Annotated in this window: 18 protein-coding genes; 9 read left to right on the top strand and 9 right to left on the bottom strand. The window is 72.0% G+C overall.

Translation table 11 applies throughout. The annotated features are described in order from the left end of the window. Window positions 1-6 precede the first annotated feature (6 nt). Genes HNR40_RS18900 through HNR40_RS18890 form a run of 3 tightly spaced genes read left to right on the top strand, consistent with a single transcriptional unit; the run spans window position 7 to window position 3,085 of the window. Window positions 7-633 (top strand): TetR/AcrR family transcriptional regulator, encoded by a 627-nt coding sequence (locus HNR40_RS18900; RefSeq protein ID WP_184962898.1) that lies wholly within the window; start codon window positions 7-9, stop codon window positions 631-633. Beyond that, on the top strand, window positions 630-1,520 hold the full coding sequence (locus tag HNR40_RS18895; protein WP_184962896.1) for an ABC transporter ATP-binding protein: 891 nt from the start codon (window positions 630-632) through the stop codon (window positions 1,518-1,520). Before HNR40_RS18900 ends, HNR40_RS18895 begins: the two co-directional genes overlap by 4 nt. After that, complete coding sequence (locus HNR40_RS18890; protein ID WP_184962894.1) at window positions 1,517-3,085, top strand: ABC transporter permease; 1,569 nt, start codon at window positions 1,517-1,519, stop codon at window positions 3,083-3,085. The genes HNR40_RS18895 and HNR40_RS18890 overlap by 4 nt, the downstream gene beginning before the upstream one ends. On the opposite strand, the gene HNR40_RS18885 is transcribed toward HNR40_RS18890, so the two are convergent. Both HNR40_RS18885 and HNR40_RS18880 read right to left on the bottom strand, forming a co-directional pair. Further along, entirely contained in the window at window positions 3,078-5,054 is a 1,977-nt protein-coding gene (locus tag HNR40_RS18885) for a hypothetical protein (RefSeq protein WP_184962892.1), read from the bottom strand. The two genes, HNR40_RS18890 and HNR40_RS18885, sit on opposite strands and share 8 nt — an antisense overlap. Continuing rightward, window positions 5,051-5,563, bottom strand: a complete 513-nt coding sequence (locus HNR40_RS18880) for a sigma-70 family RNA polymerase sigma factor (RefSeq protein WP_312896418.1) — start codon at window positions 5,561-5,563, stop codon at window positions 5,051-5,053. The genes HNR40_RS18885 and HNR40_RS18880 overlap by 4 nt, the downstream gene beginning before the upstream one ends. Window positions 5,564-5,715: 152 nt before the next feature. On the opposite strand from HNR40_RS18880, the gene HNR40_RS18875 reads away from it, so the two are divergent. Beyond that, window positions 5,716-6,093, top strand: coding sequence for a winged helix-turn-helix transcriptional regulator (locus HNR40_RS18875; protein ID WP_312896417.1), 378 nt, complete (start codon window positions 5,716-5,718; stop codon window positions 6,091-6,093). 3 nt (window positions 6,094-6,096) lie between these two features. Here HNR40_RS18875 and HNR40_RS18870 read toward each other — a convergent pair whose 3' ends face one another. The 5 genes from HNR40_RS18870 to HNR40_RS18850 form a co-directional block, all read right to left on the bottom strand. Then, window positions 6,097-6,483, bottom strand: a complete 387-nt coding sequence (locus tag HNR40_RS18870) for a UCP033725 family protein (protein ID WP_184962888.1) — start codon at window positions 6,481-6,483, stop codon at window positions 6,097-6,099. Window positions 6,484-6,550: 67 nt separating this feature from the next. Further along, window positions 6,551-6,997, bottom strand: coding sequence for a hypothetical protein (locus HNR40_RS18865; protein WP_312896416.1), 447 nt, complete (start codon window positions 6,995-6,997; stop codon window positions 6,551-6,553). 9 nt (window positions 6,998-7,006) lie between these two features. Next, complete coding sequence (locus HNR40_RS18860; RefSeq protein ID WP_184962886.1) at window positions 7,007-7,798, bottom strand: carbon-nitrogen hydrolase family protein; 792 nt, start codon at window positions 7,796-7,798, stop codon at window positions 7,007-7,009. Continuing rightward, the gene (locus HNR40_RS18855) at window positions 7,758-8,690 is read right to left on the bottom strand and encodes a DUF418 domain-containing protein (RefSeq protein ID WP_184962884.1); all 933 of its coding nucleotides are present in this window, start codon (window positions 8,688-8,690) and stop codon (window positions 7,758-7,760) included. The genes HNR40_RS18860 and HNR40_RS18855 overlap by 41 nt, the downstream gene beginning before the upstream one ends. Then, window positions 8,666-10,651, bottom strand: coding sequence for an alpha/beta fold hydrolase (locus HNR40_RS18850; protein WP_184962883.1), 1,986 nt, complete (start codon window positions 10,649-10,651; stop codon window positions 8,666-8,668). Before HNR40_RS18850 ends, HNR40_RS18855 begins: the two co-directional genes overlap by 25 nt. Before the next feature lie 25 nt (window positions 10,652-10,676). On the opposite strand from HNR40_RS18850, the gene HNR40_RS18845 reads away from it, so the two are divergent. Then, window positions 10,677-11,840 carry a pyridoxal phosphate-dependent aminotransferase gene (locus HNR40_RS18845; protein ID WP_184962882.1) on the top strand — a complete coding sequence of 388 codons (1,164 nt, stop codon included), beginning with the start codon at window positions 10,677-10,679 and terminating at the stop codon, window positions 11,838-11,840. 9 nt (window positions 11,841-11,849) lie between these two features. Here HNR40_RS18845 and HNR40_RS18840 read toward each other — a convergent pair whose 3' ends face one another. Then, window positions 11,850-12,773: a LysR substrate-binding domain-containing protein gene (locus HNR40_RS18840; RefSeq protein WP_312896415.1), complete on the bottom strand. Its 924-nt coding sequence runs from the start codon at window positions 12,771-12,773 to the stop codon at window positions 11,850-11,852. A gap of 117 nt (window positions 12,774-12,890) precedes the next feature. On the opposite strand from HNR40_RS18840, the gene HNR40_RS18835 reads away from it, so the two are divergent. The 4 genes from HNR40_RS18835 to HNR40_RS18820 all read left to right on the top strand — a co-directional run bounded on the left by HNR40_RS18835 (window position 12,891) and on the right by HNR40_RS18820 (window position 19,370). Then, window positions 12,891-13,442, top strand: a complete 552-nt coding sequence (locus HNR40_RS18835) for a peroxiredoxin (RefSeq protein WP_246509178.1) — start codon at window positions 12,891-12,893, stop codon at window positions 13,440-13,442. Between the two features lie 62 nt (window positions 13,443-13,504). Beyond that, window positions 13,505-14,041, top strand: coding sequence for an alkylhydroperoxidase, AhpD family (gene ahpD / locus HNR40_RS18830; protein ID WP_184962879.1), 537 nt, complete (start codon window positions 13,505-13,507; stop codon window positions 14,039-14,041). A gap of 275 nt (window positions 14,042-14,316) precedes the next feature. Next, window positions 14,317-18,126 carry an outer membrane protein assembly factor BamB family protein gene (locus HNR40_RS18825; protein ID WP_221340515.1) on the top strand — a complete coding sequence of 1,270 codons (3,810 nt, stop codon included), beginning with the start codon at window positions 14,317-14,319 and terminating at the stop codon, window positions 18,124-18,126. Beyond that, window positions 18,123-19,370 (top strand): hypothetical protein, encoded by a 1,248-nt coding sequence (locus HNR40_RS18820; protein WP_184962878.1) that lies wholly within the window; start codon window positions 18,123-18,125, stop codon window positions 19,368-19,370. The genes HNR40_RS18825 and HNR40_RS18820 overlap by 4 nt, the downstream gene beginning before the upstream one ends. Here the strand turns inward: HNR40_RS18820 and HNR40_RS18815 are convergent. Next, window positions 19,357-20,439 carry an FUSC family protein gene (locus tag HNR40_RS18815; RefSeq protein ID WP_312896414.1) on the bottom strand — a complete coding sequence of 361 codons (1,083 nt, stop codon included), beginning with the start codon at window positions 20,437-20,439 and terminating at the stop codon, window positions 19,357-19,359. The genes HNR40_RS18820 and HNR40_RS18815 overlap by 14 nt on opposite strands. Between the last annotated feature and the right edge of the window lie 10 nt (window positions 20,440-20,449).

The following is a 20,449-nucleotide window of genomic DNA, read 5'->3' as shown; positions in this document are numbered from 1 at the left end:
CTGGACATGCGACCAGTTTCTGATGAGGATCTGACGGCACGCGCCCGTATCCGGGACGTCGCCATGGCGCTGTTCGCCGACCAGGGCGTCAGGGCCACCACGATCCGCGGCATCGCCGAAGCGGCCGGGGTCTCTCCCGGCCTGGTCCAGCACCACTTCGGCTCCAAGGAGCAACTGCGCGAGGCGTGCGACGAGTACGTCCTGTCGTACGTGCGCGCCCAGGTGGAGGCCGGGGTCACCGACCACAACCTGGAAGACCCCGACTTCATCGAGAGCGTCCACCGCACCGCGCCGCCCTTCATGCACTACCTCGGCCGCGCCCTCGTGGACGGCTCGCCCGGCGCGGCGGCCATGTTCGACGAGCTCGTCCGCGTCACCGAGGAGCACCTGGCCAAGACCGACGGGCAGGGCGTCGACCACCGTGCCCGCGCCACCGTGCTGACCGCCATGAAGCTCGGCATGACCGTGCTGCACGAGCACGTCTCCCGCGCGCTCGGCACGCCCATGTTCAGCCCCGACGGGGCCCTGCGCGTGGGCAAGGCCCAGCTCGACCTGATCAGACCGGAATTCCTGGGCCGCGAGCTGTTCGAGCAGGCGCGGACGGGCTTGGAGAAGTTCGAGGAACGCCAATGAGCACCGCTGTACGCGCCAAGGGCCTGGTCAAGACGTTCGGCCGGGCCAGGGCCCTGGACGGCCTGAACCTCAGCGTCAAGACGGGAGAGGTGCACGGCTTCCTCGGCCCCAACGGCGCGGGGAAGACCACCACCATCCGCGTCCTTCTCGGCCAGATGCGCTCCGACGGCGGCGAGGTCGAGCTGCTCGGCGGTGACCCCTGGCGGGACGCCACCGAACTGCACCGCCGCCTGGCCTACGTGCCCGGCGACGTCACCCTCTGGCCGTCGCTGAGCGGCGGCGAGGTCATCGACCTGCTCGGCCGGGTACGCGGCGGCCTCGACCCCGGCCGCAGGGCCGAACTCCTCGACCGCTTCGAGCTCGACCCGCGCAAGCGCTGCCGCACCTACTCCAAGGGGAACCGGCAGAAGGTCGCGCTCGTGGCCGCCTTCGCCTCCGACGTCGAGCTGCTGATCCTGGACGAGCCCACCTCCGGCCTGGACCCGCTGATGGAGGCGGTCTTCAACGACTGCGTCCAGGAGGAGAAGAACCGCGGCCGCACCGTGCTGCTGTCCAGCCACATCCTGTCGGAGGTGGAGACGCTGTGCGACCGCGTGTCCATCATCCGCGCCGGCCGTACCGTCGAGTCGGGCAGTCTCGCCGACCTGCGCCACCTCACCCGCACCTCGGTCACGGCCGAGCTCGTCGGCCCGGCCGGCGGCCTCGCGCGGCTGCCCGGCGTGCACGAGCTCACCGTGGACGGCGACCGGCTGCGCTGTCAGGTCGACGGCGCCGCCCTCACCCCGGTCCTCACCGAGCTGGCCAGGGCGGGCGTGCGGTCGCTGACCAGTCAGCCGCCGACGCTGGAAGAGCTGTTCCTGCGCCACTACGAGGGATCGGCGCGATGACCGGCCTCGGTGCGCTGATCCGGCTCATCCTGCGCCGCGACCGCGTCCTGCTGCCCGTGTGGATCCTCATCAGCGCCGTGCTCCCGGCTACCATCGCCGCCAGCACCGCCCGCCTCTACACCGACCAGGCCGCCCGCGACGCCTTCACCCACGCCTCGATGAACAGCCCCGCCCAGCTGGCCACCCGCGGCGTCATCTACGACGCGAGCGTCGGCGGCCTGACCGCCTGGACGCTCGGCTCCTCCGGCGCGCTGATCGGCGGTCTGATCAGCATCCTGCTCGTCATCCGCCACACCCGCGTCGAGGAGGAGACGGGCCGGCGCGAACTGCTGTCCTCCGGCGTCGTCGGCCGCCACGCGCCCCTGGCCGCCGCCCTCGTCGTGGTGCTGGCGGCCAACCTGCTGCTGGGCCTGCTCAGCGTGCCCGGCCTGGTCGCCAACGGCCTGCCCGCCGGCTCGTCGCTGCTGTTCGGTCTCTCCAGCGCCGCCGCCGGCTGGTGCCTCGCGGCCGTGGCCGCCGTCGCCGCACAGCTCACCGCCGGATCCGGTACGGCCCGCGGCATCGCGTTCGCCACCGGCGGCGTCTTGTTCGCCATCCGCTCGGCGGCCGACTCCGGCGGCGTCGGCTGGCTCGCCTGGCTGTCGCCGTTCGGCTGGGTCCGCCTGACCCGGCCGTACGCCGGCGACCACTGGTGGGTGCTGGCCGTGGCCGTGGTGTTCGTCGCTGTGGCGGGGGCGGCGGCGTTCGCGCTGTCGGCCCGGCGCGACCTGGCCGGCGGCCTGCTGCCCACCCGCGCGGGACCGGCGGAGGGCTCGCTCGGCGGCGCGTTCGCGCTGGCCGGCCGCCTGCACCGGGGCACGCTGATCGGGTTCACGATCGGCTTCGCGGCGGTCGGCGGCATGATCGGCTTCTCGGCGCGCGGCCTGGACACCCAGCTGGACACGCGGGCGCTGCGGCAGCTCGCCGAGACCATCGGCGGGCCCGGCGCCGGCGTCGCCGACGTGTTCTTCACGTTCATCCTCTACGTCATGTGCCAGCTCGTCGCCGGGGCCGCGCTGGTCTCGGCGCTGCGCGCCCGCACCGAGGAGGCGGCCGGGCGGGCCGACCTCCTGCTCTCGACGCCGGTCGGCCGCCTGCACTGGGCGCTCGGCCACCTCTTCTACGCGGTCTTCGGACCGGCGCTGCTGCTGGCGGTGCTCGGCGGCATGGCCGGGCTCGCCTACGACGGCGGCCTGCTGCGCGTCGCGGGCGCCACGCTCGCCTACCTGCCCGCGGTCTGGACCGTGGTCGGGGTGGCGGTGCTGCTGTTCGGCGTGCTGCCGCGGCTGGCCGCCGCGGTCAGCTGGAGCGTGCTGGGCCTGATACTCGCCGTCGACCTGGTGGCGGAGTTCAAGCTGGCCGGCGGGTTCGTGCTGGAGCTGTCGCCGTTCGTGCACGTGCCCGCGCTGCTGCTGGGCCGGGGCGCGCCGGCCGCGGCGCTGCTGTGGCTGACCGCGCTGGCGGCGGCCCTGGCCGCGGCGGGGCTGGTGGTGCTGCGCCGCCGCGACCTGGCGCCCTCTAGCTGAGTCCGGCCCTGGCCCACCTCCACAGCACCTTCCCGGTGGCGTCGTAGCCGGTGAAGGCGAGGTCGGGCCAGTTCAGGCCCTTCTTGGCCACCCCTTCGGGGACCGGCGCGGCGAACATCGCCACGCCGTGTCCCCACGGGTCGGGGACGGTCTCGGCGGCGACCCGGCCGCTCTTGGACACACCCTCGACCCGGGCGGTGCCGGGAAGGGCGAAGCCGTACCAGGTGTCCTTGTGCTGGTTCCACTGCAGGGGCTGCTCGCGGCCGACGATCGCGCGCAGCTTCGTCCCGGGCAGGCGCTCGAAGGAGCCGGGCAGCATCTTGCCGTCCTTCCAGAAGTGCAGGCACATGGGGGCCTGCAGGTGTGCCGACACGCCGCCGGGCAGCGGCTGGCCGGCGCCCTCCTGCCTCGGGGTCTCCCAGCAGCTGTGGTCCCACACGTTGACGCGGTCGAGCTCGCGGCCCTTCTCCCGGTAGGAGACGGCGGCGATCTTGACGTTCGCCGGGTAGCGGACCGCCCACACCGCCGCTGGTGCGCCCTTGGCCTTCAGGATCTGGGCGTGGATGGGGGCGCCGTCGACGGTGACCGCCGTGACCGCCTCGGTGCCCGGAGGCAGGACGCCGTAGGCCAGCTCGGCGCCCGGTTCCGGCAGGTAGGAGGTGCGGGTGCTCCTGGAGGAGAAGTGGCGGTCGAGCTCGGCCGTGGAGCAGCCGCTGGACCTGCGCCCGTCCGGCTCGACGCCCCCGGAGGCGCACAGCATGGTCCCCTCGCGGTTCTTGGTGAACCACAGCTCGACCGGGCCGAAGGAGAAGTCCTCCGTGCCCGCCACGACGACCTTGTCGCTGATCCGCTCGCCGTAGTAGCCCAGCTCCTGCCTCTCCGGCGGCGGCTCGTTGCGCCAGATCTCCTTCCCCCGCGCGTCATAGGCGACCAGCGTGTGCCGGCGATCCTCCTCCCGGGCGTCCGCCGTCAGCGCGAACAGCCCCAGCTTCAGCCCCCACGGATCGGGCCGCGGGGTCAGCGTCAGCTCACGGCCGTCGAGCGTCCACACGATGCGCGCGACGTCGGGGCGGGCCGCGCCGAACACCACGCCGTCCTCGGCCTGCACGTGCACCGGCCACGGATTGTCAGCGCCGCCGTCCTTCCACAGGTAGGCGTCCTTCAGCGACATCGAGCTCACTTCCTTGCCGGTGCGCGTCCAGATCACCTCCAGGTCGGTCGCGCCGGGCTGGGTGTCGTTCGGAACCTGGTAGGGCCGTAGCGACAGACCACCCGCCATCTCGTACGGCAGGCCGGCCGGCTTGGCCTTGCGCGAGCGGCCCAGCAGCATCGACCGGGGCATCTCCCCGAGCACCTGCTGAGCCGAATCCAGGAACTCCACCTTGGTGACCTGCTCGGCGGCCGCGAAGCTCACGCTCCAGATCGCCCCAGGCGCCCCCGGCACCCGGTGCACGGTCCCGGCGATCTGCCGCCCGTCTCCCGTCACCGCCCTGACCTGGGTGGTCTCCGGCTTGGCCAGGCCGTAGTCGAGGACCGTGGCGGCGTCCTTCCCGGCCGCCGAGCCCTCGTAGGTGCCCGGTCCCATGAGGTAGACGGCGGCGCACGAGCCGACCGGCTCCCGCCCGCCGCTGGACAGCGCGCAGAACTGCGGATTGCCGAGCCTGCCCTTGGCGAACCACAACTTCAGGCCGTCGAGCCGCACCGGTTCCCCCACCGGCGTCAGCCCCGCCATCAGCTGCCGCTGAAGGGTGCCGGGATCGGCCGCCGAGTTCCTGCCCAGGCCCCCGTTGAGCAGGACAGGAACGAACAGCGCGATCACCGCGACCGGGATCGCGGCCAGCAGCCAGCGGCCTCTTCGCGGCGGCAGCGGGGTGCGGGCGCGCACGCTCAGCCAGGCGTTCTGCCCGGCCTCGTAGGTCTGGGCGCGAGCGTCCAGCGCGGCCTTCAGCCGCTCCTCCAGGGGGGTCACGCGTCCTCCTCGAGCGCCCGGCCGAGTGCGGCCAGGCCCCTGCTCGCATGCGTCTTCACCGAACCGGGCGACACGCCCATGGCCGCGGCGATCTCACGTTCGGAAAGGTCCAGCCAGTAGCGCAGCACCAGCGCCTCCCGCTGGCGGCGGGGGAGCCGGTCGAGCGCCGCCAGCAGTTCCCGGTGCTCCTCGGCGAGCAGGACCGACTGCTCGCTGCTGCGCACCGGTTCGGGCGGCTCGGGGCGGCGCAGCCGTATCAGTCGCAGGTGGCGCAGGCGGTTGCGGGTGAGGTTGCAGACGATCGCGCGCAGGTAGGCCACGGCCGCGCCGTCGTCGCGCAGCTGCCCGGTGTGCAGGCGGGCGAAGGCCTCCTGGGCGATGTCCTCGGGGTCGTCGGCGCCCAGCAGTCCGGCCAGCCGTACCAGAGGCTGGTAGTGGGCCGCGAACAGTTCGGCGAACGACGGCGGCGCCTCCCGCACCGGCGCGACCGAGGTCGTTTGTCGGTTCACGCCCCTATAGACCCACGGACAACGCATCGGTTGACAAGGAATGCGGAAATGTCATCACTTGAGGCGCGGCCGCCGTGCTCTCTTGCGGTTACTCGGGAACCATAGGAGAGTGTTGGCTGACGTGCACCTTTCATAGACTGGGGAGCCTGGTGGTGGCCAAGCAGTACAGCGGAACGGCCGACGAGGCGGACCTGAGGCGCGCCGACTCCCTCGCGCGGGAGATCTTCTCGGACGTCGCCAACAAGTGGGCGCTGCTGATCATCGAGGCCCTCGGCGAGCGCACCCTGCGCTTCAGCGAGCTGCGCGACGAGGTCGAGGGCATCAGCCACAAGATGCTCACCCAGAACCTGCGCATGCTGGAGCGCAACGGCCTGGCCGATCGCAAGGTGCACCCCACCGTGCCGCCGAAGGTCGAGTACACGCTCACCCCGCCGGGCCAGGCCCTGCGCGCGATGGTCGACCTGATGTGCGGCTGGACCCACGAGTACTTCGGCCACATCGAGACCGCCCGCCGCAGCTTCGACGCCTGACGGCTAGGGCACGGGGATGCGTTCCACCCGGATCGAGAAGACCTCCTCGCGGGGCACGACGACCTCGTAGGCGCCGTGGTCGACCATCCAATAGCCCAGGGCCTCGGCCTTCATGCCGCTGTGGCCGGTGTAGGCGATGTGCAGGCCGTCCTCGTCCTCGTCCAGCACGATGCAGGGCTCGCCGCCGAACGCCGCCACCGTGCGCACCAGCACCAGCCACTCGACGCCGGCCCGCTTGACCGTGCGCCGCCAGTAACCGGAGGCGGCCTCGAAGCCCGCCAGCTCCTCCTCGCTGAACAGCACGACCTCGTCGCTGTCCGGGCCGAGCGCGGCGGGAAAGGTGCGCTCCTCGAAGCGCGCCACGAACCCCGACGTGATGGGAACGCTCATGCGACCTCCTTCGGAAGCCGCATGAGCGTTGGACGGCTGTGTCCAATCGTTCGCTCGCTGCGCTCGCTCATGCCGCGGGCCGCCAGGTCAGCCCGTCGTAGGCGGCGAACGGACGCTCGGACTCGGGGCTGACGTGCACGATCTCGGCACCCGCCGGGATCGGCATCGGCATCGTGTGGAACTGCGGCACCACGTGCTCGCGCGAGGTGGTGAAGCCGTTGCCGGCGAACGGCGGCGTGTCGCTCCAGTCACCGCCCATGTGCGGTCCGTACGGCACGGCGTAGGTGTCGACGTCGCGCGCGTACCAGCGCATCACATACAGCTCGGGCACCTCGGCCGTCAGCTCCGATCCTTCGAACGACAGGTCGAGCCCGTGGAAGAGCTGCCTGGGCGTGCTCAGCCGCGCGCAGTCCTGCACGCGGTAGACATATCCGGAGATGACCGTGCGCTTGCCCGACAGATAGGGCACGAGCAGACGCGGCGGGACCACCTTCTGCATTTGCGTTCTGCTCACGACACCACTTTACGATCGCATGACCCCGAGCACCCGATGTTCAAGGCACGGAAGGGTCTTCCTCACCGCGGCCGTCGCCTCCGGATCGGCCTCGACAAGCTGGACTCCAGACGCACTGCCCAGATCCGCCCGGACCACGCCCAGCGGGTCGACGAGCATGCTCCGGCCGACGCCGAAACCGTCGCTCGACTCGGCCGGGTTGGGCGCCTGGCCGACGGCGGCGGTCCACATGGTGTTCTCCAGCGCGCGGGCGCGCACCAGCGTGATCCAGTGGTCCTCCTTCAGCGGCCCCGACCCCCAGGCGGCGATCACCGCGAACATCTCCGCGCCCTTGTCCACCAGCGCGCGGGTCAGCTCGGGGAAGCGCACGTCGTAGCAGGTGACGAGCCCGATCCTGAGCCCCGCCAGCTCGACCACGGTCGGTTCGGCGCCGGGCTCGACCAGCTCCGACTCCTTGGCGCCGAAGGAATCGAACAAATGGATCTTCCGGTACGCCGCCTGGATCTCGCCGCGGGCGTCCAGGGCGACGGCGGTGTTGTACACGCGGTCCCGGCCGGGCTCGAACACGCCGGCGATCACCGCGATGCCGTGGGCGCGGGCCGCCTCGGCCACGCCGGTCACGAACGGCCCGTCCAGCGGCTCGGCCAGGTCGGTGATGCGCTTGCCGTAGCGGGTGAGCGTCGCCTCCGGGAAGATGGCCAGGTCGGCGCCTTCGGCCTCGGTCAGGGCCTGCCGTACCCGCTGGAGGTTGACGGTGGGATCAGGGGACACCGGGATCTGACAGAGGGCGATTCTCGTCACGTCTCGACTCTAGACCGTTGGGCACCCGGCGGAACCAGGTCAGGCACCGCCAAATCCACTCCAGCGGCCCGTAGCGGTGACGGCTCAGCCACCACCGGCTGAAGACCGCCTGCGCGGCCACCGTCGCCCCCGCCACGACCAGCACCCACCAGCCGTCGGTCACCGGCCCGGTCAGGAAGATGACCAGCGTGCCGGAGACGTAGTTGGTCAGCGCCAGCTTGCCCATCGGCTCCAGCACCGCCGACAGCCACGGCCGCAGGACCAGCAGCAGGCCGGTCCCGTAGGCGACCGCACCGGTCACCGCGCCCAGCGTGTAGTAGGCCGGGATCTCGCTGGAGTAGTAGAAGACCGTCAGCGCCAGCGAGGCCACCGACCCGACGGCGAAGAACGGCAGCAGCAGCCGCCGGTCCGGTTTGAGCTGGATCAGCGCCATCCCGATCAGGAACATCCCCGGGATGATCAGCGTGCCGCCGCCCTGCCACACACCCCAGCCGAGCGCCGCCAGCCCGAGCACCAGCACCGGGTAGCCCGGGGCCAGGAACGAGGCGGGCAGCAGCACGGCCGCGCCGAAGGCGGCGTAGTCGGTCAGCACCTCGCCCTCGTAGAAGGTGTGCTGGACCAGCCCGAACAGCAGCAGGAAGAACAACCTGCGCAGCAGCACCATGCGCGAGCCGCTGCGCAGGAACAGCACGAAGCTGATGCCGAACAGCAGCGAGAAGATCGGGTAGAAGCGGCCCTGGAAGGCCGACTCCATGACGGAGTCCAGCGGCTGCTGGGGTGGTTCGTGCGGGGCGTGCTGCCAGGTGTTGACCAGCATGATGCCGCACACCGCGAAGCCGCGGAGCGCGTCGAGCTCTCTGATGCGCGTTACAGGAACCAGGCGAACCACCATACGAGGAACCCGCCGCCCACCACGAGTGCCACCAGGTGCGGCCACAGCCTTCGCGCCGGTTTCGCCTCGATGGCCCACACCGCCGCCGCCACGCTCAGCGCCACCGCGCCCACGGCCAGCCACCCGAACATCTCCACCGAACTCGGCACACCGACGGCCAGAGCGGTCTCGTTGGTGCTGAGCAGGCCGTACACCGCCTGCACGGTCAGGCCGACCGCCGCGAGACCGGCCAGCCCCGCGAACGCGCTCAGCCCCCGCCCCCGCACCCCGCCGCCGACCAGCTGGACCAGCGCGACCAGCGCGAACAGCACCATGGGCACGGCCAGCCACGGCGCGAGCATGATCTGGTACGGCGCGCCCGTCACCAGCATCGACCCCGGCGCGAACCGCTCAAGCGCCACCCGGCTCGGGACACACGGCTGACTCCAGGAACCCGGGGCCGCGACGAACGCCGCCATCGTCTGGCGGCCGCAGGTGGTGGCCATGGCCAGGAAGACGGCGTGCCCCACCCCCGCGAACTCCACGAACGTGACACCCGGCAGCTCGGCGGCGGCCGGCCTGCTGGTCCTGGGCGGCGTCGTGGGATCGAACTGCCCACCCAACACCAACACCGGCACCCCAACCCCCTGCCGGACACCCGTCTGCGCGGCCGTGGTGCCGGGTCGACCGGCACCCACGCCTGTGGTGCGGGATTGCCCGGCTCCCGCGTCTGTGGTGCGGGATTGCCCGGCTCCCGCGTCTGTGGTGCGGGATTGCCCGGCGCCAAGGTCGGCCCGCGTGGTCGCCGGGTCCGTCTGGCCGGAACCCTGGCCGTCCTGCCCGATACCCGAGCTGTCCTGCCCGCTACCCGTCTGCTCCGGGGTCTTGGGGCCCGTGGGCGGGGTTGGGGGAGAGGGGGGCAGGTTCCAGGCTTGGCAGACCGCCTTGTCGTTGGTCACGGTAAAAAGTCGCGAAAAATCGGGAAATTTCGTCTCATCCTGGCATTGGACGGCGTGATACAGGCCGAACTCATGCGACGTCAGCCCCCCACCCACCGCATCGGCCAGCGGGCGCAACAGCTCCTCGTGCCCCGAGGCCAGCGCGTCGATCAGCGCCGGGGCCACCGCCACCAGCTCCGACTCGTGCAGCGCCTCGGCCAGCACGGTCGCCACGTCGTCGCCGCTCATCCGGGCCGTGAACGGCTCGCCGAGCAGCGGATCGGTCGTCGGCACCAGGGCGGGAGCACGGTTGTAGCGCGACACCATCGCCTCGAACCGGTCCTTCACCCCCAGCGCCGTCACGGTGTCGATCAGGTTCCGGTCGGCCTCGCGATACCAGTCGACCTTCTCCGGCAGGTAGGAGTCGAGGATCATCGACCGCACCCCGCCCGGATCGGCCTTGGCCGCCTCCACCATGACCCGCGTGGAGTAGCTGACCCCGAACAGGTTCCAGGTGGGGTAGCCGAGTTTCTTGCGCAGGTCCACGACGTCGGCGACGATCTCGCGCGTGTTGTAGCCGCGCAGGTCGACGCCGCGCTCGGCCAGCCGCTTGCGGCACGCGACGGCCCCGGTCGCCACGGCGGCGGCTCCGGTCTCCGGGCGGCGCAGCCGGTCGAGCATGGCCTCGACGGTCTCCGGGCAGGTCAGCCGGGGCTGGGAGTATTTGCCGCCGCGCTGCTCGATCGTGACGACGTCGCGGTCGGGGAACACCTGGCTCAGGAACCCGGTCAGCTGCAACGACGACGAGGCGGGCCCGCCGCCCATGTAGACGACGGGGTCGGGCTTGCGGGCGGGATCCTGCGAGCGGTGCACGGCGTACCCGACCTTGATGGTACGGCCGGGCGCGTCCCTGCGTTCGGGAACCTCAAGGAACCCGCAGGTGGTGCCGGTGGGAACGGGGACGGGACAGGCGTCGGCGGCCCGGACGGCGGCGGCCGGAGGGGGGACGCTCAGAGCGAGCGCGATCACGACCCTGATGATCACAGGTCGAGCCTAATAGTCTGGGGCCGTGACGGAACCCCTTGTATCCAGGATGCGCGCCTTCGGCACGACGATCTTCGCCGAGATGAGCGCGCTGGCCGTGCGGACCGGCTCGATCAACCTCGGCCAGGGCTTTCCCGACACCGACGGCCCGGCGGCGATGCTCGACCGGGCGGTGGAGGCGATCGCGGCGGGCGCGAACCAGTACCCCCCGGGGCCAGGTGTGCCCGATCTGCGGCACGCGGTCAGCGAGCACCGCTCGGCCCACTACGGCCTCGACTACGACCCCGACGGCGAGGTGCTGGTGACCGTCGGAGCCACGGAGGCGATCGCGGCGAGCGTCCTGGCGCTGTGCGAGGCGGGCGACGAGGTGATCGCGTTCGAGCCCTACTACGACTCCTACGCCGCCTCGATCGCGCTGTCCGGAGCCCGGCTGGTGGCGGTCACGCTGCGCCCGGCCGACGGTCGTTTCACCTTCGACCCGGACGAGCTGCGCGCCGCCGTCACCCCGCGTACCCGCGCGATCCTGGTCAACTCCCCCCACAACCCGACCGGGACCGTGTTCACCCGCGCCGAACTGGCCGTCATCGCCGAGCTCTGCCAGGAACGCGACCTGATCGCGATCACCGACGAGGTCTACGAGCACCTGACCTTCGACGGCGTCGAGCACATCCCGCTGGCCACCTTCCCCGGCATGCGCGAACGCACCGTGATGATCTCCTCGGCGGGCAAGACGTTCTCGGTCACCGGCTGGAAGACCGGCTGGGTGTGCGCGCCGCCGCCGCTGGTCGGCGCGGTGCAGACGGTCAAGCAGTTCCTCACGTTCACGGCGAGCGCGCCGTGGCAGCTCGCCGTCACCTACGGGCTGCGGCACGAGCTCGACTGGGTGGCGGCACTGCGGTCAGGGCTCCAGGACAAGCGCGACCGGCTGATGGAGGGGCTGACCTCGGCGGGCTTCGAGGTGTTCCGGCCTTCGGGCACGTACTTCGTGCAGACCGACATCCGGCCGCTGGGCTTCACCGACGGCCTGGAGCTGACCCGCAAGCTGCCGGCGCTGGCGGGGGTGGTGGCCATTCCGACCCAGGTGTTCTACGACCATCCGGAGCGTGGTGCGCACTTCGTCCGGTTCGCGTTCTGCAAGAAGGACGAGGTCATCGACGAGGCGGTGGCCAGGCTCAAACGCCTGCCGTGACGGCGCGGGTCAGGTGACGATCTTGACGGGCAGCCGCCGCTGCCGCACCGCGCTCCTGACCGCCTTGGCGAGCTGCGCGTACTCGGCCGCCCGCGCCGACGATCCCCGGTACGCCAGGCCGATCGTGCGGCCCGGCGCGGGCGGGGCGAAGCGGCGCAGCGCCAGCCGTACCCGCTTGCCCGTCTCCACGGGCACCGCCGACTCGGGCAGCAGCGTCACGCCGAGCCCGCCCGCGACGAGCTGCACGAGCGTGGGCAGGCTGGTGGCGTAGGTGGTGGCCGTGGCGCGCGCGCCGACCTCCCTGCAGACGTCTATGGCCTGCTCGCGCAGGCAGTGGCCCTGGTTGAGCAGCACGATGTCGAGGCCCTTCAGCGCCGCGCGGCCGAGCGGTTCCTCACTCGCCGCGAGCGGATGATCCTCCGGTACGGCCAGCAGGAAGTCCTCGTCGTAGAGCGGCTCCTCGACCAGCCCGTTCACCTCGGTGGGCAGAGCGAGCAGCACCATGTCGAGCCGCCCCTCGCGCACCTCTTCCAGGATCGTCTCGGTCCTGGCCTCGTGCACGGTGAGCTTGAGGTGCGGGAAGCGCCTGGCGAACATCGGCAGCAGCGCTGGCAGCACGTACGGCGCGACGGTCGGGATGACGCCGAGGTGGGCGGGCCCGCGGAAGGGTTCGCGGTTCTGGGCCACCTCGCCCATGAGGTCGTCGACGGCGGCCAGGACACGCCGCGCGTGCTCGGTCAGGCGCTCTCCGGCGGGGGTGAGCAGCACCTTGCGGGTGGTCCGCTCCACCAGCTGCTGATCCAAAACCTCCTCCAAAGCAGCGATATTTCCGGACAAAGCGGGTTGGCTGATCCGGAGCCTGCTCGCCGCCTCCCTGAAGTGGAGATGTTCGGCCACGGCCAGGAACGCGCGCAGCTGAGCCAGGGTCGGCACGGGCTCACTGATAGGGAACACCTCTCAAATTGGTCTGACTGCTCGATTTCTCAGATCAATGCTACGTGCGGGACGCTTGGGCCCCTGACCACCACGTTCATCCAAGGAGACACGCACTTGCTCACCGTCGGTGACCACTTTCCCGAGTACGAACTCACCGCCTGCGTCGACCTCGACCCCGAGAAGGCGTTCGCGGAGATCAACCACAAGACCTACGAGGGCAAGTGGCGCGTGGTGTTCTTCTGGCCGAAGGACTTCACCTTCGTCTGCCCGACCGAGATCGCCGAGTTCGGCCGTCTCAACGAGGACTTCGCCGACCGTGACGCCCAGGTCCTGGGCGTGTCCGTGGACTCCGAGTTCGTGCACCACGCCTGGCGCAAGGACCACGACGACCTTCGCGACCTGCCGTTCCCGATGCTGAGCGACATCAAGCGCGAGCTCTCCGCCGACCTCGGCATCCTCGGCCCCGACGGCGTCGCCCAGCGCGCCACCTTCATCGTGGACCCGAATAACGAGATCCAGTTCACGATGGTGACGGCGGGTTCGGTCGGCCGCAACGTCAAGGAGGTCCTGCGGGTCCTGGACGCGCTGCAGTCCGACGAGCTGTGCCCGTGCAACTGGAACAAGGGCGAGAAGGGCCTCGACGCGAAGGCGCTGCTGGGCGCGTAGGGAGCGGAGCGACCAATGAGACACAGCCATCTGATGCTTGTGCGACCGACGAAGGAGGGCGCATGAGCATCGCCGCGCTGAAGGAAGCCCTTCCGGCCTACGCCAAGGACACCAAGCTCAACCTGGGCTCGGTCACGACCACCTCGTCGCTGACCGACCAGCAGCTCTGGGGGGCGATGCTGGCGTGCGCGCTGGCCGCCAGGTCCGGCCGGGTCATCGCCGAGGTCTCGGAAGAGGCCGCGCGGAACCTGTCGGAGGAGGCGTTCACGGCCGCCAAGGCCGCCGCCTCCATCATGGCGATGAACAACGTGTACTACCGGGCCACGCACCTCATCGGCGACGAGACCTACGGCACGCTTCCGGCCAAGCTCCGGATGACCGTCATCGGTAACCCGGGCGTGGACAAGGCCGACTTCGAGCTGTGGTGCCTGGCCGTGTCCGCGATCAACGGCTGCGGCCGCTGCCTGGAGTCGCACGAGCAGGTGCTGCGCGGCTCCGGGCTGCCCCGCGAGCAGATCCAGGAGGCCCTGCGCGTGGCCGCGGTGGTGGCCGCCACCGCCGCGACACTTGAGGCCGAGGCGGCGCTGGTCGCCGTCTGACCGCCCCGCTCCACGAGCGGGACGAGCGCCCCACTCCACGAGCGGGGACGAGCATCCCGCTCCACGAACGGGACGTCCGCGACGGGCGTCCCGTTCTCATGTGCGCCTGACCGCAGGACGGTCTGGACGATCCGCCGGACGTCAGGGTGCGGGGGAGGTGTGCGCGAGTCGCCTCGCCCGCGAGATGAACGTCCGGTGGGAGCGCGGTGAATTATCCAGGGCGGTTGGATAATGCCCCTTCTCCGCCGGAGGGGACGCTCCCTACGCTGCCGAACATGTCTAGACAATTAACGTCATTGTGGCAAGCCATCGTGCTGCTCTTGGCGGTCGCGGCAGGGGTGGCGCTGTGCGCAGGCCCGGCCTCCGCGCACCTGACCCGGCAGCACGCCGAACTCGTCGTGGCCACCTCCGAAGGGGTGACCAGTGGACGGCTGATCGTCCACCGCGACGTCGTCAGCCCGGAAGGCGCGGGCGCCTGGGCCTCCGCGCTGCTCCCCACGCCCTGCCCGGTCAGCGCCCACGGCGTCTCCGGTGACGGCGGCGGGGTGTCCGGGGGAGTGGTGGTCGAGCTGGCCTGGTCGTGCGCAGTGGACGCGCTGGATCTGGCGCCGCTGCTGGACCGGGGCGGGCTCACCGAGGTGATCGCCGAGTTCGACGGCACCGCGGCCAACGTGAACGCCGCCGCGCCGGTGATCGACGTGACCGGCGCGCACGCTCCGGTCCGCGCCGTGTGGCCGTTCGTCGTGGGTGTGCTGGCCGCTTTGGCGTTGCTGGCGCTCCTGGTGGTGGTACTGCTGCGCCGTACCGGAAGGGGCGCCGCGGCGACCACCGGACGGGGTGCCACCGGACGGCGGACGTGGCGGAGCAGGGCGGCGATCGCGGTCGCCGTGAGCGTCGCGGTGCTCGCCCCGCAGGCGGCCATCGCCGCGAGCCCCGAGCCCGCGCCGACGCCAGCCACCGGGCGGCCCGCAGCCGAGACGCCCGCCGCAGAGCCGCCCGCCGCCGAGACGACGGCCGAGCAGACGCCCGGCGGGGAGACGCCCGGCGGGGAGAAGGCGGCGCGGGACGCCACGCCGGAAGGTACGGCGGAGGCCACGCCCACGCCGAGCCCGAGCGCGGACAGTGCGGACGCGGCGGCCGGGACGCTGAAGATGACCACGACCGACCCCAAGGCCGGGCAGCCCGTCACCTTCAGCTACTCCACCGACAGGGTCAACGCCCTGAACTGGATCGGGCTCTACGGTCCGGGCGAGAAGCCGGGCGTGGTGGCCTCGCGGGTGTGGGTGCGGGCGCCGCTGGGTTCCGGCACGGTCTCGATCCCCACCACCGCGCTCGGTGAGGGCTCCTGGACCGGCTACTTCATGTTCGACGACGGCTACGAGATGCTCAGCGACCCGGCGACGTTCACGCTGGCCGGGGCCAGCGCCGACATCGTCACCATCACGGGCACGGTGTTCAAGGACCGCAACGGCAACGGCGCCAAGGACCGCGGCGAGGCGGGCTTCCCCCGCGTGTCCGTGACCGACGGCGCCAACTGGGCCACGACCGCGGCTGACGGCACCTACAGCATCCAGGTCGACCGCAACCGCCGCGAGACCGACATGGTCTACGTCGTCTCGCCCGACGGCTACCAGCCGGTGCTGCGCGAGGACTACATCCCGCGCTTCTTCCGCCAGCTCGACCAGCAGACCGGCGTCGACTTCGCCCTGGTGCCCTCCAAGGCGGCGGCCGACCCGAAGGAGAAGTGGCTGATGGTCTCCGACGTCGAGGTGGGCAACCGCACCGACGAGGAGTACCAGAGCGCGGCTCCGCGCTGGACCGGCCAGGTCAAGGCGATGTCCGAGGTGGACGGCGCCACGCTGACCATCACCACCGGCGACCTGACCGTCACCGACTACGCCGACGCCGCCCGCCGTCAGGGCGGTTACGACCTGCTCAGGAACGGCCTGCGCGACGGCAAGCTGGGACACCCGTTCTACCCGGTGATCGGCAACCACGACGTGGGCGGCACCGCGACCTCGGTCGGGTACGGCGGCAGCCTGGAGTTCTGGCGGCGCAACGTCGGCCCCGAGTGGTACAGCTTCGACCGCGACGGACGGCACATCGTCGTGCTGGAGGACAACTACGACACCCGCGGCCTGGCCCCGCAGCTCCAGTGGCTGCGCGAGGACCTGCGCAGGCACGCGGTGGGCAAGCAGGTGTTCGTGTTCGCGCACCGGTCGCTGTTCACCCGCTGGGGTCCGGGCGCCGGCATGCAGCCGACGGTGGACGAGCTGGCCAAGTACGACGTGCGGATGTTCGCCGCCGGGCACAACCAGCAGGCCGAGTACCGCCGGGGCGCGTTCGCCCGCTCGGTCGAGGTCAACAACATGGGCATGTACGGCATCGACGCCGCCCGGCCCGACTACAAGATCCTCGACTTCAGCGCGATCACCGGCAGGGACAAGGGTTACGTCACCGGCGTGCACCGCCAGTTCGGCGTCAACGACGACGTCTCGCTGGTGAGCCCCGCGACCGGCAGCGTCCACGGCAAGAAGGCCGGCGTACCGCTGGAGATCTACGCCGAGGACGACGGCCGCACCCCGTCCAGGGCCGAGCTGACCGTCCGCGCCAAGAACGGGTGGCCCGTCTGGAAGCGCGACCACCTGCGCTTCGGGGAGGAGACCCGGCCGAGGGGCATCGTCAACTGCTACAAGGGCGAGTCGTGTCCGAAGGCGCACGTGTCGTGGACGCGGGTCAGCGACCGGATCACCGGCCTGCACCCGGGCACGTACACGGCCGAGCTGACCGTCAGGGACAGCAAGGGCAAGCCGTTCCCGAAGGTGCGCACCACCTTCGAGGTCAAGCCGGACTCCCGCGTCTCGCGGCCGGAGCCCAAGGGCGACTGGCTGCGGCAGGGCGGCGACGAGCAGGGCCGCTCGGCCTCCACCGACAACCCGGGCGCCGCCCTGGATCTGCGGTGGGCGGCCAACACGGGTGAGCAGTTCCACCTCAACGGGGCCGCCGTCTCGGGTGGCAGGGTGATCGTCGCCTCGCAGGCGTTCGCCTCGCCGTACAGCATGATGCTGGCCTATGACGCGCGCACCGGACGTGAGCTGTGGCGCACCTACCTCGACGGCGACGCCGAGTCCTTCCCGGCCGTGCACGGCGGCAAGGTCTACCTGACGACCGGCGTCGGGCGCGTCTACGCGCTGGACGAGCGGACCGGCAGGGTGGCGTGGGAGACCATCGACGCCGAAGAGGTCAAGCAGGGCACCGTGCGGCGTTACGGCCGCGCCGGCGGGCCGGTCAGCGTGTTCGACCTGCCCGACGGCCGCGCGGTCGCCGTCTACCACGAGTGGGACGGGGTGCGCTGCCGCGACGCCCGTACCGGCGAGCGGCTGCCCGGCGGCTTCAACGCGCCGGTCGCGTGGGGCGAGTTCCACAGCACCGCGATCAGGAAGCCCGGCTCGACCACCGCGTGGCTGCACTCGGGCTCCAGCCAGTCGCTGATCTCGATGGACCTGGCCACGTGCAAGCAGCTGACCAGCGTGGACACCGGGGGCGACATCTTCTCGCAGTCCTCGCCGGTGTTCAGCGAGTCGGGGCTGGTGACGACGACCGCCACCGGCACCCGCGGGCACGGCGCCGACGGCGCGGTGCGCTGGCACGCCAAGGTGGGCACGGCCGCGGTCTGCGAGTACGGCCCGCCGCCCGTGACCAGCCCGGCGACCTGGGGCAACCTCGCCTATGTGGCCGGCCAGGACGGCATGGTCCGCGCCTACGACAGCGCGACCGGCAAGACGCTGTGGGAGACCCCCACCGGCTACCTGCCGGGCGAGAGCCCGATGGAGGACCCGTGGCGTTCCGGCAGCTCGTGCAAGGCCAACGGGCCAGGCTCGCCGGCGGCGCACGCGCTGGCCACCGAGACCACGGTGTACGCGGGCACCTGGGACGGCCGGGTCGTGGCCCTGGACCGGGCGACGGGACGGCGACTGGCCGCCTACGACCTGGGCGGCGGGGTCGCCTCGGCGCTGTCGGTGAGCGGGAACACGGTGTTCGCGCTGAGCGACGACGGGTCGTTGCACGCGCTGGCGGCTAGATGACCAAGGGATTGGCTCGCCTGCTCGCGGTCGCGGGCGCGGTGGCGCTGATCCTGCTGGGGGCGGCGGGTCCGGGGTGGGCACACCCCTTCGGCCCGCCGCCCGTGGCGAAGATCCGCGCCGACGGCCCGGCGGTCGAGATCACCTGGTCGGCGGCCGCCGACGACATCGCCGCGCTGACCAAGGCCGTCCCCGCCCTCGACGGATATTTCCGGCGTGGGGTGACGGTCCGGCAGGGCGCGGCCGACTGCCCGGTGACCGAGGTGCGTACCGGGGCGCTGGCCACGACCGGCGCCGTGCTGCGCTTCCACTGCCCCCAGGTGGCCGGCGAGCTGCGCGTGAGCGTGACGCTGCTGCACGACCTCAACGCCGCCTACCGCACGGTGTCGGTCACGCCGTCGGGCTCGGGCGCGCTCCACACCGCCGACGCGCCCGCCCATCCGGTACGGCTCAGCGGCACCGCGGCCACGGCCACCTCCACGTCGTTCACCACGGACCTGCCGTCGCTGATCGACCGGTTCCTGCCGCTGGCGCTGCTGGTGGCACTGGTGGCGGGGGCGGCCCACGCCTGCGCTCCCGGGCACGGCAAGACGCTGACCGCCGGTTACCTGCTCGGCGGCCAGGCTCGTCCCATGGACGCGGTGCGGCTGGGCGGCGTCGTGGCGCTCATGCACACGGTGTCGGTGGCGGTGCTGGCTGTGGTGTGGTGGCTGGCCGTGGACAACGCGCCCGACCTGGGCGCGGTGACCCGCTGGCTGCAACTGGCCGGGGCGGCGGCGGTCCTGTCGGTGGGCGGCGGCCTGGTGTACCGCCACCTGCGCGCCCAGGGCGCACTGGGCGGCCACGGGCACGGGCACGGGCACGGCCATGGGCACGGTCATGGGCATGGCCACGGACACGGACACGGTCATGGGCACGAGGGGTCGCTGCTCACCCGGCGCGGGCTGGTCACGCTGGGGGTCTCCGGCGGTCTGCTGCCCTCGCCGTCGGCCTTCCTGCTGCTGCTGACCGGCCTGCTGTCCGGCCGGGCGTTCGTCGCGCTCGTGCTGGTCGCCGCCTTCGGGGTGGGCATGGCGCTCACGCTGTCGGCGGTCGGGCTGGCCGTACTGCGTGGGAGTGATCTTCTCGGTACGGTGACCCGGCACCGCTGGACCCGCCACCTGCCCCTGGCCGGGGCGCTGCTGGTGCTGGCCGGCGGGCTGGGCAGCACGGCGCTGGCCGCGATGGAGCTGGTCAGGGCGGGGTGAAGTCCAGCGGGGGCAGCGCGGCCGTGGCCTCGTCGTTGCTGATGCCGGTGGCCTGGAGCAGGTCGACCACGATCGAGCGCAACTGGGCGAGTATCACGTCGGCGGAGAAGCCCAGCCGGTCAGGACGCTGCCGGGCGGCCACGGCGAGCAGGGCCTGCCGGGCGAGCTGGGGTTCGCGGCCCGCGCCGAGCTCCAGTTGCAGGAGCAGGGTCGCCTCGGAGACCTCGCGCAGCGAGGTGGCCAGCGTGGTCGGCGGCGGCGACGTCTCGCCGAGCGCGGCCAGCGTGCGGCGGGCCAGCACACGGGCGTTGCGCAGCGCGAGGTCCACGGGCACCGCCGCGCTCTCGTAGCGGCTCAGGCGGGCGCGGCGGTGCCAGTGCAGCGGCGAGATCGTGGCGATCTCCCGGCTGGTCTCCAGCGCCTGCTCGAACTCCTCGATCACCGCCTGGGTGCCGCGCGCCTCCTCCAGCGCCTCGGCGGCCAGGTCCGCGTCCCGCTTCTCGATCGCCTCGGCGCACTTCTCCAGCACCGTGGACAGCGCGTCGAGCACCCCGGAGGCGTGCTTGGCGGCGATGGCGAAGGGGCTGGCGGGCAGCAGCGCCACGGCCGCGATGCCGACGACGCCGCCGGTGAGCGCGTCGAGCATGCGGTCCAGGCCGCCGGTGTCGCCGGGCGGCAGCAGGGTGGCGACCAGCACGGCCGACGACCCGGCCTGCGCGACGAACAGCGCGCCGCTGTTCAGCAGCACCGCCGCCGACATGGCGAGGCCGACGACCAGCGCGATCTGCCACGGGCCCGAGCCGATCGAGGCGACGAGCAGGTCGCCCACGCCGACGCCGAGGCTGACGCCGACGACGAGCTCGATCACCCGGCGCAGCCGTTGCCCGAGCCCGACGCCGACGCAGATGAGCACGGCGATGGGCGCGAAGAACGGGCGGGCGTGGCCGAGGAGCTGGGTGGCGATCACCCAGGCCAGCGCCGCGCCGACCGAGCACTGCGCCACCGAGGGAGCCATCAGCCCGAACGTGCGCAGCCGGTCCCGCAAGTGCTCGCCGAGCTTCGTAGCCACTCTCCCTACC

The sequence above is a fragment of the Nonomuraea endophytica genome, assembly GCF_014203235.1.
Lineage (GTDB): Bacteria > Actinomycetota > Actinomycetes > Streptosporangiales > Streptosporangiaceae > Nonomuraea > Nonomuraea endophytica.
The sequence above is the reverse complement of the archived record's forward strand: the minus strand, read 5'-3'. Positions and strand labels throughout refer to the sequence as shown.